General features: G+C 69.0%; 13 protein-coding genes and 3 pseudogenes. 8 read left to right on the top strand and 8 right to left on the bottom strand.

The genetic code is table 11. The features are described 5' to 3' along the window. Nucleotides 1–18 precede the first annotated feature (18 nt). From BN118_RS06465 to BN118_RS06500, 8 genes and pseudogenes are all read left to right on the top strand, one after another. On the top strand, nucleotides 19–789 hold the full coding sequence (locus BN118_RS06465) for a TatD family hydrolase (RefSeq protein WP_010930598.1): 771 nt from the start codon (nucleotides 19–21) through the stop codon (nucleotides 787–789). 50 nt (nucleotides 790–839) lie between these two features. Beyond that, nucleotides 840–1,676, top strand: a complete 837-nt coding sequence (locus tag BN118_RS06470) for an ankyrin repeat domain-containing protein (RefSeq protein WP_014905638.1) — start codon at nucleotides 840–842, stop codon at nucleotides 1,674–1,676. 196 nt (nucleotides 1,677–1,872) lie between these two features. Continuing rightward, nucleotides 1,873–2,613, top strand: a complete 741-nt coding sequence (locus BN118_RS06475; protein ID WP_010930600.1) for an IclR family transcriptional regulator — start codon at nucleotides 1,873–1,875, stop codon at nucleotides 2,611–2,613. Between the two features lie 74 nt (nucleotides 2,614–2,687). Next, the gene (locus BN118_RS06480) at nucleotides 2,688–3,431 is read left to right on the top strand and encodes a glutamine ABC transporter substrate-binding protein (protein WP_014905639.1); all 744 of its coding nucleotides are present in this window, start codon (nucleotides 2,688–2,690) and stop codon (nucleotides 3,429–3,431) included. Then, nucleotides 3,428–4,096, top strand: a pseudogene (locus BN118_RS06485) (amino acid ABC transporter permease). The gene BN118_RS06480 and the pseudogene BN118_RS06485 overlap by 4 nt, the downstream one beginning before the upstream one ends. Then, on the top strand, nucleotides 4,093–4,866 hold the full coding sequence (locus BN118_RS06490; RefSeq protein WP_003811719.1) for an amino acid ABC transporter ATP-binding protein: 774 nt from the start codon (nucleotides 4,093–4,095) through the stop codon (nucleotides 4,864–4,866). The pseudogene BN118_RS06485 and the gene BN118_RS06490 overlap by 4 nt, the downstream one beginning before the upstream one ends. Beyond that, nucleotides 4,863–5,811, top strand: a pseudogene (hutG, locus tag BN118_RS06495) (formimidoylglutamase). Before BN118_RS06490 ends, hutG begins: the two are co-directional and overlap by 4 nt. Before the next feature lie 192 nt (nucleotides 5,812–6,003). Further along, nucleotides 6,004–7,293, top strand: coding sequence for a Glu/Leu/Phe/Val family dehydrogenase (locus BN118_RS06500; RefSeq protein ID WP_014905640.1), 1,290 nt, complete (start codon nucleotides 6,004–6,006; stop codon nucleotides 7,291–7,293). A gap of 75 nt (nucleotides 7,294–7,368) precedes the next feature. On the opposite strand, the pseudogene BN118_RS06505 reads toward BN118_RS06500, so the two are convergent. The 8 genes and pseudogenes from BN118_RS06505 to BN118_RS06540 form a co-directional block, all read right to left on the bottom strand. After that, nucleotides 7,369–8,854, bottom strand: a pseudogene (locus BN118_RS06505) (aldehyde dehydrogenase). A gap of 49 nt (nucleotides 8,855–8,903) precedes the next feature. Next, nucleotides 8,904–10,151, bottom strand: a complete 1,248-nt coding sequence (locus tag BN118_RS06510) for a Zn-dependent hydrolase (RefSeq protein ID WP_010930602.1) — start codon at nucleotides 10,149–10,151, stop codon at nucleotides 8,904–8,906. A gap of 9 nt (nucleotides 10,152–10,160) precedes the next feature. Next, nucleotides 10,161–11,870, bottom strand: coding sequence for a thiamine pyrophosphate-binding protein (locus BN118_RS06515; RefSeq protein ID WP_010930603.1), 1,710 nt, complete (start codon nucleotides 11,868–11,870; stop codon nucleotides 10,161–10,163). Next, nucleotides 11,867–12,805: an HpcH/HpaI aldolase/citrate lyase family protein gene (locus BN118_RS06520; RefSeq protein WP_003811709.1), complete on the bottom strand. Its 939-nt coding sequence runs from the start codon at nucleotides 12,803–12,805 to the stop codon at nucleotides 11,867–11,869. The genes BN118_RS06515 and BN118_RS06520 overlap by 4 nt, the downstream gene beginning before the upstream one ends. Then, a complete protein-coding gene (locus BN118_RS06525; protein ID WP_003811706.1) occupies nucleotides 12,802–14,085 on the bottom strand; it encodes a TRAP transporter large permease in 1,284 nt (427 codons plus the stop codon). The genes BN118_RS06520 and BN118_RS06525 overlap by 4 nt, the downstream gene beginning before the upstream one ends. 3 nt (nucleotides 14,086–14,088) lie before the next feature. Beyond that, nucleotides 14,089–14,571 carry a TRAP transporter small permease gene (locus BN118_RS06530; protein ID WP_010930604.1) on the bottom strand — a complete coding sequence of 161 codons (483 nt, stop codon included), beginning with the start codon at nucleotides 14,569–14,571 and terminating at the stop codon, nucleotides 14,089–14,091. After that, the gene (locus BN118_RS06535; RefSeq protein ID WP_014905641.1) at nucleotides 14,572–15,558 is read right to left on the bottom strand and encodes a TRAP transporter substrate-binding protein; all 987 of its coding nucleotides are present in this window, start codon (nucleotides 15,556–15,558) and stop codon (nucleotides 14,572–14,574) included. Between the two features lie 172 nt (nucleotides 15,559–15,730). Continuing rightward, nucleotides 15,731–16,450, bottom strand: a complete 720-nt coding sequence (locus BN118_RS06540) for a FadR/GntR family transcriptional regulator (RefSeq protein WP_003811701.1) — start codon at nucleotides 16,448–16,450, stop codon at nucleotides 15,731–15,733. Nucleotides 16,451–16,538 lie beyond the last annotated feature (88 nt).

The raw sequence follows: 16,538 nt of genomic DNA on the forward strand, positions 1-16,538 counted from the left end.
CCGTATTCTGTGGTCCGTATGTACGTAGACTCCCACTGTCATCTGAATTTTCCCGAATTGGCGCAAGACCTGCCGGCCGTGCTGGATCGCATGGCCGCCAACCAGGTCACCCATGCGCTGGTCGTCAGCGTCAACATGCCCGACTGGCCGGGCCTGATGCAATTGGTCGAGCCGCACGGCAATCTCTGGGCGTCGGTGGGGGTGCACCCCGACTATGAAGACACGCCCGATCCCGAGCCCGCCGAGCTCGAGCGCCTGGCCGCGCACCCCAAGGTGGTGGCCATCGGCGAGACCGGGCTGGACTACTACCGCCTGAGCGAGCCGCTGGACTGGCAGCGCGAGCGCTTTCGCCGCCATATCCGCGCGGCGCGCTCGACCGGCCTGCCGCTGATCGTGCATACGCGCGCCTCGGCGCAGGACACGGTGCGCCTGCTGCGCGAAGAGGGCGCCGACGAGGTCGGCGGCGTGATGCACTGTTTTACCGAGTCCTGGGAGATCGCCCAGCAGGCCGTGGCGCTGAATTTCCATATCTCGCTTTCGGGCATCGTGACGTTCAAGAATGCGCAGCTCGTGCACGAGGTGGCCGCCAATATGCCGCTGGACCGGCTGCTGATCGAGACCGACTCGCCCTACCTGGCGCCGGTGCCATACCGCGGCAAGCTGAACGATCCGTCCAAGGTGATCCACGTGGCCGAGAAGATCGCCGAGCTCAAGGGTATTCCGGTGGCCGAGGTGGCGCATGCCTCTACCGAGAATTTCTTCAAACTTTTCAATAAGATAAAACGATAATCTAATTTGAATTATTTAAAGTGAATTCTAGATTTTGGCGGTATTCCACCATGAAACCCTTGCGTACCCGTTTTCTGCGCTGGCGCGGCGCCGCGGCCGGCGGCCTGCTCGCCGGCGCCTTGCTGGCCAGCCCCGCCTGGGCGGCCAAGCAGGCCGACTGGTGGGTGTATGTCCATAACGACAAGGCTCGCGACATCGGCGCCTTGCTGGCGGCGGGCGCCGATCCCAATGTGCGCTACGACAATGGCCAGCCGGCCATCATGCGGGCGGTGGTCGACAACGCCTGGGAGGTGTTCGATGTGCTGGCCGCCAACCGCCGCACCGATCTCAACGCCGAGAATCCCGCGGGCGAGACGCCCTTGATGTACCTGGCGGTGGCGGGGCAGACCGAACGCGCGCAGGCGCTGATCGCGCGCGGCGCGCAGGTCAACCGGCTGGGCTGGACGCCGCTGCACTATGCGGCCTCGAAGGGCCGGCTGGAGACCGCGCGCATGCTGCTGGGCAAGCAGGCGCTGGTCAATGCGCCGTCGCCCGACGGCACCACTCCGCTGATGATGGCCGCGTATTCGGGCGATCGCCGCATGGTGCAGTTGTTGCTGGATGCCGGCGCCGATATCACCACGCGCAACCTCAAGGGCATGAGCGCGGCCGACTGGGCCGCCTTCGGCAAGTCCGAGGCGCTGGCGCGCGAGCTCAAGCCCATGATCGCCCGCGCCGAGGCCGAACGGCAGGCCCGCCATGGCGCAGTGGCCACGCCCAAGCTGGCGCCGGCCGCCGAAACGCCGCCCACGGCACAGCCCGCGGCAGCCTCTGCCGCGGCGTCGCAACCCGGCGAAGGCCGCTCCCTGTCCGGCGTCTCGGGCGTGCGGCTGAATTCCTACGATTAACCCGGGTGCCTGTCCCCACAGGGACAGGCACCCGGGCCTCCCTGTTCCTGCTCCTCCACCTGATCACGTGCCGCCCACCGGGGCGGCATTTTTTTGCTCGGGGTTTTCCCTGAAATTCTCATAAATTGAGAATGAATTCTGAAAAAATGGGAAAAAACTGAATAATCTGCGCACGCAATATCAAGGAACGATCGACATGCAAGAACAAGCCATCGCGGGTGGCGCCGAGCGCGTGCTGTATGTGCTGGCCACCCTGGCGCGCGAGGAAGCCCCGCTGACCGTGGCGGCGCTGGCCGAGCGCACCGGCCTGGCCCAGAGCACGCTGTACCGGCAGGTGGCCCTGCTCAAGCGCTGGGGGTTCGTGCTGGAGCAGGCTGGCGCCTATACGCCGGGCCCGCTGTGCGTGCAGCTGGCGCGCGGCTTCGACCAATCGTCCTATCTGATCCAGGAAGCCTTGCCCGATATGACCCGCCTGGCCGCCGATTCGGGCGAGACGGTGGGCTTGCTGGTGGCCATGTCCGACCAGGCGGTCTGCCTGGAGATGGTCGAAAGCCGGCATCCGCTGCGCTGTTCGTTCGTCAAGGGCCGCGGCCTGCCGCCGTTGGCGCGCGGGGCCTCGGCCAAGTCGCTGATGGCGTTCATGGCGCCGGCGCGCCTGCAGGGCCGGCTGCACGAGCTGGCCGGGCAGGGCGTCGACGCCGCCGCGCTGGCGCGCGACCTGGAGGCGATCCGCGCCGCCGGCTACGCGGTCAGCGACAGCGAGGTCGACGCCGGCGTATGGGGCTGCAGCGCGCCGGTGTTCGAGCGGCCGCACCAGGCAGCCGGCTCGGTCACCCTGATGGCGCCTTCCACGCGCGTGGCCGAACGCACCGCGAACCTGATCAACCTGACGCTGGCGGCCGCCAAACGCATTTCCAGCCGCCTGCAGCATTCCTGATGTATCCCTGTGGCCGTATCCATCCATACGGTTTTCTTCACTCCAATGCCGCACCCATCACCAAAGGAAGCATCATGACGACTCGCCGCCAACTGCTGACCGCCGCCCTGACCCTGAACCTGGCCTGGGGCGCCGGCGCCGCGCATGCCCAGGAGACCATTCGCGCCGTGACCGACGCGACGTTCCCGCCCATGGAATTCGTCAAGGACGGCAAGCGCACCGGTTTCGATATCGAACTGGTCGAGGCGCTGGCCCAGGCCATGGGCAAGAAAATCGAATGGATCGACATCGACTTCAAGGGCCTGATCCCGGCGCTGCAGGCCGGCCGCGCCGACATCGCCGTGTCGGCCATCTACATCACCGCCGAGCGCCAGAAAGTGGTGGATTTCACCGACCCGTACTATGCGGGCGGCCTGGTGGTGCTGACCAAGAAGGATGGTCCGGTGAAGTCGCTCAAGGACCTGGAGGGCCGCAAGGTGTCGGTGCAGGTGGGCACCAAGTCGGTCAACTATCTGAAGGAGCACTTCCCCAAGGTGCAGCGCGTCGAGGTGGAGAAGAACCAGGAGATGTTCAACCTGGTGCAGATCGGCCGCGCCGACGCGGCGGTGACCGGCAAGCCGGCGGCCAAGCTGTTCGCGCAAAGTACGCAGGACCTGGCCGTGCTGAGCGAGCAGATCACCACCGAGGAATACGGCATCGCCGTGCCGAAGTCCAAGTCCGGACTGACCCGCGAGCTCAACGAGGCGCTCAAGAAGCTGAAGGCTGACGGTACCTACGAGCGCATCGTCAACAAGTGGTTCGAGGCGCAGGCCAAATGATGCTGGATTTCGCGCCTGTCTTTGCCGACTTCGACGCATTGCTGCGCGGCGCGGTCGTCACCGTGGAGGTGACGGCCTGCGCGCTGCTGCTGGGCTGCGTCATCGGCCTGCTGGTCGGGGTCGGCCGCCTCAACCCGCAACGCCGCTTCATCTACAACCTGTGCAGCGTATACCTGCTGTTCTTTCGCGGCACGCCGCTGCTGGTGCAGCTGTTCATCTGGTTCTTCGGGCTGCCGCAGTTCGGCATTACGCTGCCGGCGTTCGCCTGCGGCGTGCTCGGCCTGGGCATCTATTCCGGCGCCTACGTCTCGGAGATCGTGCGCGGCGCCATCCAGTCGGTCGACCGCGGCCAGATGGAAGCGGCCCGCTCGCTGGGCATGTCCTCGGCGTAGGCGATGCGCATCATCATCCTGCCGCAGGCCGTGGTGCGCATGATTCCGCCGCTGGGCAACGAGTTCATCGCCCTGATCAAGAATTCCGCGCTGGTTTCGCTGCTGACGATCCACGATCTGATGCACGAAGGCCAGAAGATCATCAGCGTGTCGTATCGCTCGCTGGAGACCTATCTGGTGGTGGCCCTGATTTACCTGGTGTTGACGACCGCGACGACGACGATCCTGCGCCGGATCGAGCATCGCCTGCGCGCGGGAGGGATGGTGCAATGAGTACGCAAGAGATGATCCGCATCCGCGGACTGCGCAAGGCCTATGGCGAGCACGAAGTGCTGCGCGGCATCGATTTCAATGTCGAGGCCTCGCAGGTGGTGGTGGTGATCGGGCCCAGCGGCTCGGGCAAGAGCACGCTTTTGCGCTGCTGCAACGGCCTGGAGGTGGCGCAGGGCGGCACCATCGATATCTGCGGCCACAACCTGCTCAAGGATGGCCGGCTGCTGCCCGAGGCGGAGCTCAATCGCCTGCGCATGCAGGTCGGCATGGTGTTCCAGGGTTTCAACCTGTTCCCGCACCTTTCGGTGCTGGACAACGTGACCGTCGGGCCGCGCACGCTGCGCGGCATGAGCCGGGCGCAGGCCGAGGAGCTGGGCGGCGACCTGCTGGCCAAGGTGGGGCTGCGCGAAAAGATGGCGGCCATGCCCGGCTCGCTGTCGGGCGGCCAGAAGCAGCGCGTGGCGATCGCCCGCGCGCTGGCGATGCAGCCGCGCGTGATGCTGTTCGACGAGCCCACGTCGGCGCTCGACCCGGAACTGGTGGGCGAGGTGCTGCAGGTCATGAAGCTGCTGGCCCGCGAAGGCATGACCATGATGGTGGTCACGCACGAAATGGGTTTCGCGCGCGAAGTGGCTGATGTGGTGGCGGTGATGGACGGCGGCAGCATTGTCGAGTCCGGTCCGCCCGAGCTGATTTTCAGCCAGCCGCGCGAGGCGCGTACCCGCGCCTTCCTGCAGGCCGTCCTCAGCGCATCGCAGGGGGCGGCATGAGCGTGGCCAACGATTCCGCGTCCATCTGGACCGCGCGCGACGACAGCGGCGAGCGCGGCGATACGCGCCGCCTGGCCCACATCGTCGCGCTGGGGCAGGACGCCGGCGCCGGCGACGCCGCGGTGCTGGGCTTTGCCTGCGATGCCGGCGTGGCGCGCAACCAGGGGCGGCGCGGCGCTGGCGCCGCGCGCCATCCGGCGCATGATGGCCGGCCTGCCGGCGCACAATCTGCGTCGCCTGGTCGACGCCGGCGACGTGGTGTGCGAGGACGACCAACTCGAGGCGGCGCAGGATGCGCTGGCCGGCCGCGTGGCCGCGCTGCTGCAGGCCGGCGCGCATCCGGTGGTGCTGGGCGGCGGGCACGAGATCGCCTGGGGCAGTTTCCAGGGCTTGCGGCGCTGGCTGGACGCGCGCGGCGACCGCGAACCGGTGCTGGTGCTCAACCTCGACGCGCATTTCGACCTGCGCACCGGCCGGCCGGGCAGTTCGGGCACGCCGTTCGACCAGATCGCCGAGTATTGCGCGGCGCGCGGCCACGCGCTGCAGTACGCCTGCCTGGGCGTCTCGCCGCTGGGCAACACGCCCGCGCTCTACGCGCGGGCGGCCGAGGTCGGCGCCGTCTGGGTGGAAGACCGCCACATGCAGGAGGCCCATCTGGGCGAGCGCCTGGCCCAGCTCGATACCTTGCTGGCGGCGGCCGGCCACGTCTATCTCACGATCGACCTGGACGTGCTGCCGGCGGCGACCGCGCCGGGGGTCTCGGCCCCCGCGCCCTATGGCGTGCCGCTGGCGGTGGTCGAGGAGGTGGCGATGCATGTGCGCGCCAGCGGCAAGCTGCGCCTGGCCGACCTGGCCGAGTGCAACCCGGCCTACGACATCGACCACCGCACCGCGCGCGTGGCGGCGCGCCTGGCGTGGCGCTTGCTGGGCGGCGCGGCGCGGTAGACGGCGGGCCCGCCACGGGCTTAGGATGTAGGCGTTGGCCGCCCGGATCGGCCCGATCCGGGCGGCCTGCCCGAAGGTTGTTGCAAGGCGCGCTTTTTTGATGCGACCCTAATAAATATTTATCTCTTTTTATTGGGGCCGCAGCTGGTTTCGTGGAAAAATAAGCGCAACCTCAGCCCGGAGATCCTCCCTATGTCTCAAGCTCCCGCCTATTCCTTGCCCTCATACCTGGATGCCGAGCATCTGGGCCCCTGGGGGATCTACCTGCAGCAAGTCGACCGCGTCACGCCGTACCTGGGTCCGCTGGCCCGCTGGGTCGAGACGCTCAAGCGTCCCAAGCGCGCGCTGATCGTGGACGTGCCGATCGAAATGGACAACGGCAGCATCGCCCACTTCGAGGGCTACCGCGTCCAGCACAATACGTCGCGCGGCCCGGGCAAGGGCGGCGTGCGTTTCCACCAGGACGTGACCTTGTCGGAAGTGATGGCGCTGGCGGCCTGGATGTCGATCAAGAATGCCGCCGTCAACCTGCCGTACGGCGGCGCCAAGGGCGGCGTGCGGGTCGACCCGCGCACGCTGTCGCACTCCGAGCTCGAGCGCATGACGCGCCGCTACACCTCGGAGATCGGCGTCATCATCGGGCCGTCCAAGGACATCCCGGCCCCGGACGTGAACACCAACGCCCAGACCATGGCCTGGATGATGGACACGTACTCCATGAACGAAGGCGCCACCGCCACCGGCGTGGTGACCGGCAAGCCGATCGCGCTGGGCGGCAGCCTGGGCCGGGTCGAGGCCACCGGCCGCGGCGTCTTCGTGGTCGGCTGCGAGGCGGCGCGCGACCTGAACCTCGACGTATCCAAGGCCCGCATCGTGGTGCAGGGTTTCGGCAACGTCGGCGGCACCGCGGCGCGCCTGTTCCATGAGGCCGGCGCCAAGGTGATCGCGGTGCAGGACCACACCGGCACCATCCACAACGACGGCGGGCTGGACGTGCACAAGCTGCTGGCGCACGTCGGCAACCAGGGCGGCGTGGCCGGCTTCACCGGCGCGCAGCAACTGGCCGACGACGATTTCTGGGGATTGGAGACCGATTTCCTGATCCCCGCCGCTCTTGAGGGACAGATCAACGAAAACAACGCCGCCAGGGTGCGCGCCAAGGTCGTGGTCGAGGGCGCCAACGGCCCGACCACCCCGGAAGCCGACGATATCCTGCGCGAGAACGGCGTCTACGTGGTGCCCGACGTGCTGGCCAACGCCGGCGGCGTGACGGTCAGCTACTTCGAGTGGGTGCAGGACTTCTCCAGCTTCTTCTGGAGCGAGGAGGAGATCAACCAGCGGCTCGAGCGCCTGATGCGCGAGGCCTACAGCGCCGTGTCGCAAGTGGCCAAGGAGCACAAGGTCACCCTGCGTACCGCGGCCTTCATCGTGGCGTGCACCCGCATCCTGCAGGCGCGCCAGGTGCGCGGCCTGTATCCCTGACCGCTGCGCGGCGGGCCCCGCAGGGCCCGCATCGGCGTACCAGGCAGCCGGCCCCGCAAGGGGCCGGCGCCGTTTTCAGCGCAGGCTGATCCAGGTGGTCTTGAGGTCGCTGTACTTGTCCATCGCGTGCAGCGACTTGTCGCGCCCGAAGCCGGATTGCTTGACGCCGCCGAAGGGCACCGTGATGTCGCCGTCGGCATAGCAGTTGACCCATACCAGCCCGGCGCGACAGGCGGTGCGCGCGGCCGAGGTCGGCGGTCCACAGCCCGGCCCCCAGCCCATAGATGGAATCATTGGCCAGCGCGACGGCCTCGTCCTCGTCGGCGAAGCCTTGCGCGGCCAGCACCGGCCCGAAGATTTCCTCGCGCACCAGCGAGTTGTCCTGGCCGGGACAATCGAAGATGGTCGGTTCGATGTAGTAGCCGCCGCTGTCGGTCAGCACTTGCCGGCCGCCCAGGCGCAGCCGCGCGCCTTCCTGGGCGCCGGCGGCGATGCGGGCCATGACCGCCTGCGTCTGCCGTTCGTCGACCATGGCGCCCAGCGCGCTGTCCGGGTCCAGCGGATTGCCGGGGCGCAGGGTGGCGGCGAAGGCGGCCACTTTTTCCATGAAGGCGTCGTAGATGCCGTGCTGCACGTACAGGCGCGAACCGGCGATGCAGACCTCGCCCTGGTTGGAGAAGATCGCCAGCGCGGCGACCTGAGCCGCGCGGTCCAGGTCGGGGCAGTCGGCGAACACGATATGGGGCGACTTGCCGCCGCACTCCAGCCAGACGCGCTTGAGATTGGATTGGCCCGAGTAGGTCATGAAGCGCTTGCCGGTCGCCGTCGAGCCGGTGAAGGCGATGCAGTCGACGTCCGGGTGCAGGCCGAGCGCCTGGCCGGCCTGCGCGCCCAGGCCGGGCACCACGCTGAACACGCCGGGCGGGATGCCGGCCTGTTCGGCCAGGGCCGCCAGCCGCAGCGCCGACAGCGAGGCCTGCTCGGCAGGCTTGAGGATGACGCTGTTGCCCACAACCAGCGCCGGGGCCACTTTCCAGGCCGCCATCATCAAGGGGTAATTCCACGGCACCACGGCGGCCACCACGCCCAGCGGCTCGCGCGTGATGGTGGCCAGCGCGTCGGCGCCGGTAGGCGCGATCTCGTCGTAGCGCTTGTCGATGGCTTCGCCGTACCACGCATAGCAGCGGGCGGTCTCGGGCAGGTCGAAGGCCAGGGCGTCGCGGATCGGCTTGCCCATGTCCAGCGTTTCGAGCAGCGCCAGCTCTTCCTGGTGTTTGGTGATCAGCGCGGCCAGGCGCAGCAGGCGGTGCTTGCGCTCGCGCGGGGCCAGGCCGCTCCAGACGCCGGCCTCGAAGGCGCGGCGCGCGGCGGCCACCGCGCGGTCCACGTCGGCCGCGCCGCAGGCGGCGACATCGGCCAGCTTGCGGCCGTCGATCGGGCTGTGCGCGGCGAAGGTGGCGCCATCGGCGGCGTCGCAATAGGCGCCGTCGATATAGGCGCGGCCTTCGGGGGCGAGGGCGGCGGCTTGCGCGCGCCAGTAGGCGGAATCGTGCAGGGTCATGGGAGTCAGATGCGGGCAGGCCCGGCGGCGCGCCGCCGGGCGGGGTGAATCAGCGCGGCGCGTTGGCGCGCGCCACCATGGCGTCGAGCAGTACGTTGCAGCCGGCCTCCAGGTGGGCGGGCTGGGCGTCCTCGATCTCGTTGTGGCTGATGCCGTCCTTGCAGGGCACGAAGATCATCGCCGTGGGCGCGACCGCGGCCATGTACACCGCGTCGTGGCCGGCGCCGGTCACGATGTCCATGGCCGGCAGGCCGCGGCGCTGCGCGCCGTCGCGCACCTTGCCGACCAGGTCGGGATGGAAGGGCGTCGGCGCGAAGTACTGCACCTGCTCGCACTGCACCGATACGGCATGCCGCGCGGCGGTGTCGGCGCACGCCTGGCGCCACAGCGCGTCCATCGTGGCGAGCGTGGCTTCGTCCTCGTGGCGCAGGTCCACCGTGAAGCGCACCTGGCCGGGGATCACGTTGCGCGAACCGGGGTAGGCGTGGATCTCGCCCACCGTGTCGCGGCCGTGCGGCTGGTGCGCGTTGGCGATCTCGACCACCGCCTGCAGCAGATGGCTGGCCGCGTACAGTGCGTCCTTGCGGATCGGCATCGGGGTGGGGCCGGCATGCATCTCCATGCCTTGCACCACCACGTCGTACCAGCGCACGCCCAGCGAGCCGGTCACCACGCCGACGATCCTGTCTTCGTGTTCCAGGATGGGGCCTTGCTCGATGTGCGCCTCGAAGTAGGCGTCGACCGCGCGTCCGCCCACCGGGTCGGCGCCGGCATAGCCGATGGCGCGCAGCTCGTCGGCCACCGACTTGCCCTCGGCGTCGCGCGCGGTCAGCGCGGTCTCGAGCGGGAATTTCCCGGCGAATACGCCCGAGCCCATCATCACGGGCAGAAAGCGCGAGCCTTCCTCGTTGGTCCAGATCGCCACTTCCAGCGGCGCGTCGGTCTGCACGCCGTGGTCATCGAGGGTGCGCATGACTTCCAGTCCGGCCAGCACGCCGTAGCAGCCGTCGAACTTGCCGCCGGTGGGCTGGGTGTCGATGTGGCTGCCGGTCATGACCGGCGCGCGCGACGGATCGCGTCCGGCGCGGCGCGCGAAGATATTGCCGACCTGGTCCACGCGCACGGTCAGGCCCGCGTCGCGCATCCAGCCGGTGACCAGGTCGCGGCCCTGGCCGTCGAGCGCGGTCAGCGCCAGGCGGCAATTGCCGCCCTTGGGCGTGGCGCCGATGCGCGCCAGGTCCATCAGCGACTGCCACAGCCGCTGTCCGTCGATGGAGATCGGGGAGTTGTTGCTCATGTCTTTACCTCATTGCACGCCGGCGGCCTGGGCCTGGGCCGCCTGGCGGATTTCCGTCAGGGTCTGGCCCGGCGCGATGCCGTCGGCTTCGTAGCGGATTTCCAATAGCGCCGGCAATTGCTCGCGTTCGGCGAAGGCGCGCGCGCGCTCGAAGGCCGGGCCGAAGTCCTCGGTGCGCTCGACCGCTTCGCCGTAGCCGCCGTAGGCGCGCACGAATTGGGTGAAATCGGGATTCTGGAAGTCCAGGGCAATGGCGCGGCCCGGGAATTCGCGTTCCTGGTGGGCGCGGATGGTACCCCAGATGCCATTGTTGAACACCAGCACGACCACGCCGACGCGGTATTGCAGCGCCACGCCGAGTTCCTGCATGTTCATCTGGAAGCAGCCGTCGCCGGCGTAGCAGACCACGGTGCGGGCGGGGTTTTCCAGCTTGGCCGAAATGGCCGCCGGCAGGCCGTAGCCCATCGCCCCGACCGTGGGCGCCAGGCTGGTGCCCGGGCCGCTGAACTGGCGGTAGCGGTGCGGGTACAGGGCGTAATTGCCCGCGCCCACCGTGATGCAGGCGTCGGCCGGGATGTGCTGGTTGACGTAGGCGGCGGCGCTGTCGAGGTTGAGCGGGCCGGGCGAGGGCAGCGGGGCCAGCGTGGCCAGGTATTCGTCGTGCGCGGCGCGCACGGCCTGCGCGCGGCTGGCGCGGTGTCCCGGCCGCAGCGCGTCGAGCGCGGCCGCGAACCCGGCCGGGTCGGCCACGATGCCCAGGGTCGGCGCGAACACCCGGCCCAGTTCGTTGGGGTCGGGGTAGACGTGCACCAGCCGCTGGCGCGGCAGCGGGCTCTCGATCACGGTGTAGCCTTCGGTGGTGGCCTCGCCCATGCGCGTGCCCACCGCCAGGACCAGGTCCGCGCCGGCGATGCGCTGGCGCAGTTCCGGCGCCATGGCCCAGCCGACGTGGCCGGCGGCATTGGGATGGCGCTGGTCGAAGCATTCCAGGCGGCGCCAGGCCGTGCCTACCGGCAGCTCGAAGCGTTCGGCGAACGCGGCGGCCTGTCCGATGGCCTCGGCGCTCCAGCCTGTGCCGCCCAGCAGCATGAAGGGCCGCTTGGCCTGGTCCAGCAATTCGACCATGCGCGCCAGGTCGGCCGCGCCGGGCAGGCAGCGCGCGCGCCGGTAGCGCGGCATGTCGGCCACGCGGGCGCGGCCCCACAGCGTGTCCTCGGGCAGCGCCAGTACCACCGGCCCGGGCCGGCCGCTGGTGGCCACCGCGAAGGCGCGCGCGATGAATTCGGGAATCCGCTCGGTGCGGTCGATCTGCGCGACCCACTTGGCCATCTGGCCGAACATGCGGCGGTAGTCGATTTCCTGGAACGCCTCGCGCTCCATGAAGTCGTTGCCGACCTGGCCGATGAACAGAATCATCGGGGTCGAGTCCTGGTAGGCCGTATGCACGCCGATGCTGGCGTTGGTGGCGCCGGGGCCGCGGGTGACGAAGCAGATCCCCGGCTCGCCGGTCAGCTTGCCATAGGCCTCGGCCATGTAGGCCGCGCCGCTTTCCTGGCGGCAGACAATGGCGTCGATGGCGCCGCGATGCTCGTTCAGGGCGTCGATGCAGGGCAGGTAGCTCTCGCCGGGAATCATGAACACGCGCCGCGCGCCGTGCACGCGCAGCTGCTGCATCAGGATCTGGCCGCCGTTGCGCTCGGGCAGGGCTGGCGTGGTCATGACTGCTCTCCTTGGGACTCGCGGGGGCGCGCCGCGCGGGCGGCCCATTGTTCGAATTCGGCGTGGCGCGCCAGCAGGCGGCGCGCGGTGTTGTAGTCGGGCGGGTCGACGCGCGCGCCGCCGGCGTCGCGGCCGTCGCGTTGCGCCTCGAAGCGGGCCGCCAGGTCGCGCGCGGCCGCCACGCGGTCCGCGTCCGGCGTGAAGGCGGCGTGAATGGCGGGCACCTGTTCGGCGAACACGGCGCACTTGGATTTCAGGCCGATGCGGCGCGCCCACAGCAGGTCGGCCTGCTGGGCGGCGGGGTCGCGGTAGTTGAACGGGCAGTCGATCGGCAGGCAGCCGGCCGCGACGCAATCGACCAGGAAGCGCGCGCGCAGGGCGTGCAGCTCGATGCCGTCGGGGCCGCGCTCGGCGCCCAGGCTGGCTGTCAGGTCCTCGGCGGCCAGCAGGCAGGCCGATACGCGCGGGCTGGCCGTCAGGATTTCGCAGGCGCGCGTCACGCCCAGCGCCGACTCCAGCGTGGGCACGATCTCGGTGCTGCCCGGCGCCAGGCCGGCCTCGGCCTCGCAGGCCGAGATGGCGCGGTCGAGCGCGGCGATCTGCGCCGCGCTTTCGGCATGCGGCAGGAAAATCGCGTCCGGCGCGCCGGCCATGATGCCGCGCAGGTCGTCCAGGCCGTCTTCTTCCAGCTTGTTGATGCGCACCGCGCCGATCACGCCGGCGGCGCGGCATTGCGCCAGCAGCGCGACGATGCGGCGGCGCGCGGCCGGACGGTCGGCCGGCGCGGTGAACTCTTCCAGGTCGGCCACCAGCGCGTCGGCGCCGCTGGCCAGGCCGGCCGCCTGGGCCTGCTCCAGCAGCCCGGGAACGAACATCCAGCTGCGGCGCAGGCTGGCGGGGCGGCGTTGGCCGCCCGGGTTGGAGATGGGGGTCATTGCACGTGCCTCGGCAGGAACAGCACCAGTTCGGGGACGAAGGTCAGCAGCAGCATGACGGCGGTCATGGCCAGCATCATCCAGCTCAGCGGGCGCAGGGTCTGCATCATGTTGATGCCGCCGATCTTGCAGGCGGCCATCAGGTCCACGCCCACCGGCGGGGTGTTCGCGCCGATCGCCATGTTGATCGACAGCAGGATGCCGAAATGCACCGGGTCGATGTTGTAGTGGGCCAGCACCGGCATGACCACCGGCGCCACGATGATGATGACCGGGATGGCTTCCATGAAGGTGCCCAGCAGCAGCAGCACCACCGTCAGCACCAGCAGTACGGCGATCTTGCTGTCGGTCCAGTCCACCAGCAGGCCGGACAGGGCCTGCGGCACCTGCTCGGCCACCAGCACCCAGGCGAACAGGCCCGAGGCGCCGATCAGCAGCAGGATGGACGCGCTGCCTTCGCCGGTCGACTTCAGGCTCTCCCACAGGGACTTCAGGCTGAGCGTGCGGTACCAGAAAAAGCCCACCAGCAGCGCATAGACGATGGCGCTGGAGGCGGCCTCCGTGGCGGTGAAGATGCCGAAGCGGATGCCGCCGATGATCAGCACGGGCACCATCAGCGCGGGCAGGGCGTCGATGGCGGCGGCGCGCAGCTCGCCCCACGAGAACGGCTGGCCGCCGGCCCAGTTGTGCTTGCGGGCCTGCCAGATCGCCACGACGATCAGCGAAGCGCCCAGCAGGATGCCGGGGATGATGCCGGCCAGGAACAGCTTGCCCACCGAAGTGTCGGTGATAGTGCCGTAGACAATCAGCACGATGCTGGGCGGGATGATGGTCGAGGTGGCGCCGGCGCTGCCGATCAGCGCGCAGCTGAACCCCTTGTCGTAGCCGCTGCGTGCCATGGCGGGCAGCAGCAGGCTGCCGATGGCGATCACGTCGGCCACGCCCGAACCCGACAGCGCGCCGAACATCAGGCAGGCCAGCACGGCCACCACGGCCAGGCCGCCCTTGATATCGCCGACGATGGCCGCGCACAGCCGCACGATGCGCTGCGTCAGGCCCGCGCCGTTCATCAGCTGGGCGGCCAGGATGAACAGGGGAATGGCCAGCAGCGTGAAGCTGTCCAGGCCGACCACGTATTGCTGGGCCGCCACCATCATCGGGGCGGCGTCGTAGACGGCCAGGTACGCCAGGCACGCCAGCACCAGCCCGAAGGCGATCGGCATGTCGATCAGCACCGTGACCGTGAATACGCCCATCAGGAAAAGGGCACCGGTAGACATCTTTTAATCCTTTGCCGCGACGGGGTCGGCCGGTTGGAACAATTGCGCCAGGTGCACCACGATGGTGATGGCGCACGCCGCCGGCAGGGCGAGGTAGACCGTGCCGGCCGATACGTCGAGCGCGGGCAGGGTCTGGTCCATGGTCAGTTCGGCCAGCTGCCAGCCGGCATAACCCAGCGCGGCCAGGCCGACGATGATCAATGCCTGGTTGACGCGGTCGGAGATGGCCAGCGCGCGCGGGTTGCGCACGACGAAGGGCAGCAGCCCGGCCATCAGGTGGGTGCGTTCATGGCTGCAGGTGACGCCGCCGATGAAGGCCGCCCACACCAGCACCAGGCGCGGCAATTCCTCGGCCCAGTGCGGCGTGGTGTGCATCACGAAGCGTTCGAACACAACGTAGGTGATCAGTGCGGCCAGCAAGGCCACCGCCAGGGCGGCGATGGCCTTGCTCAGGCCGGACAGCGCGTGCGAGATCCGGCCCAGCATTTACTTGGCCTCGCGGTACTTCTGCAGCAGGCCCATCAGCTCGGGGCCATAGGCGGTTTCGTAGGTCTTCCAGATCGGCGCGACGGCCGCGGCGAAGGGGGCCTTGTCGACTTCGTTGACCTGCATGCCCTTTTCCTTGAGCTGCGCGACGAACTGCAGGTCGCCTTCGGTGATCATCTGGCGTTGCGCGTCGCGCCACTTGTCGGCGGCGGCCTGGACGATCTTGCGGTCGTCGGCAGAGATGCGGTTCCAGATCGGCTTGGAGACGATCAGGCTTGCCGGACCCCACACATGACCGGTCAGCGACAGATACTTCTGGACCTCGAAGAACGACGAGGTGTAGATGATCGACAGCGGGTTTTCCTGCGCGTCGAACACCTTCTGCTGCAGGGCCGAGTAGAGCTCGCCGAAGGCCAGCGGCGCGGGGTTGGCGCCCAGGGCGGTGAAGGTGTCCAGGCGCATCTTGTCGGGCGTGACGCGCGTCTTCAGGCCGTTCAGGTCGGCCGGCGTGTTGACCGGGCCGCGATTGTTGGTCAGGTGGCGAAAGCCGTTTTCCCACCACGACACGATCACCAGGTTCTTCTTCTCGGCCAGCTTGGCCAGCGCCGCGCCCAGTTCGCCGTCGTAGGCCTTGTAGGCCTGCTGCGAGGTGGTCCAGGTGTAGGGCAGCTCGACGATGCCGAACTTCGGTTCGATCGGCTGCAGCGAGCCCGAGCCGATGATGGCCGCGCCCTGGCTGCCGATCTGCAGGCCCTCGAGCATGGTCTTCTCATTGCCCAGCTGGCCGCTGGGGAACAGGATGAAGTTGACGCGGCCGGCGGTCTTTTCCTTGACTTCGGCGGCGAAACCTTCGGCGGCCTTGTTCCAGCTGTGGCTGGGGGCCAGTACGTGGCCCAGCTTGATGTCCAGGGCGTGGGCGGCCGGGGCGACTGCCAGCGCCAGGCCGGCGGCGGCGAACAGGGAGGTCAGGGTACGGGTCAGCTGCATGGTTTTCACCTTGAAATGTTCTGGCTTGTGAAACGTCGGGAGGAACGAAGCCGGAAACCGCCGGCGCAAGCGGGCCCAGGCCGACGCGCGAGCGTGTCGGCGGCAAGGCGGGAAATCGGCAAGCAGGGCGCCAGCGTCGGGCGCGGGAGGCGGACGGGCCGCCGGAATCAATTCATCGGATGGCTCCGCTGCCAAAGTCTTCGCGCAGGCGCGCCAGGATGCCGACCAGATGGTCGTGCATGGCATGGCGGGCCCGGATAGGATCGCGGTCGACGATGGCCGCGAGGATGCGTTCGTGTTCGCGCTCGGCGGCTTCCCAGACCTTGGTCGTGACGAAATGCTGTTCGAGCCGGCTGAACACCGGGCTGGTGGCGCTGAGGTGCCAGATATGCGAGATGGCGGCGGCCAGCGCGGCGTTGCCGCAGGCTGCCGCGATGGCGCCGTGGAAGGCCTGGTCGTGGGCGCCGGGCGAGTCGCTCAGCGACATCGCCGCGTGCGCCGACGAGATCGCGGCGATCTGCGCGGGCGAGGCCTTCTGGGCCGCCAGCGACGCGCACTCGGGCTCCAGCAGCAGGCGCGTGTCGAGCAGGTCGAACGGACCGATGTCGGTGTGGCCGGGCTGGGGCGCCGGCGCGACGCCATAGTCGCCATCGGCGCGCGGCGCCGCCACGAACACGCCCGTGCCCACGCGGACTTCGACATAGCCTTCGATTTCGAGGGCGATCAGGGCCTCGCGCACCGAGGCGCGGCTGACCTGCAGTTGCTCGGCCAGTTCGCGCTCGGCGGGCAGGCGGCCGCCGGCGGGAAAATCGCCGGCGCGGATGCGGCCGGCGATCTGGTCGGCAATCATGCGGTACAGGCGCGTGGGGGCGACGGCTTGGAAGGATCCCATGGTTGGTGGCGTGTCCGGTTATCTGGTGGCCCAGTGGTCAGGCCACTAATATACCGAAGCGCCCGGCGAATAAAAATAGCGGGCGATG

The sequence above is a fragment of the Bordetella pertussis 18323 genome, assembly GCF_000306945.1.
In the GTDB taxonomy this organism is placed as follows: Bacteria; Pseudomonadota; Gammaproteobacteria; order Burkholderiales; family Burkholderiaceae_B; genus Bordetella; species Bordetella pertussis.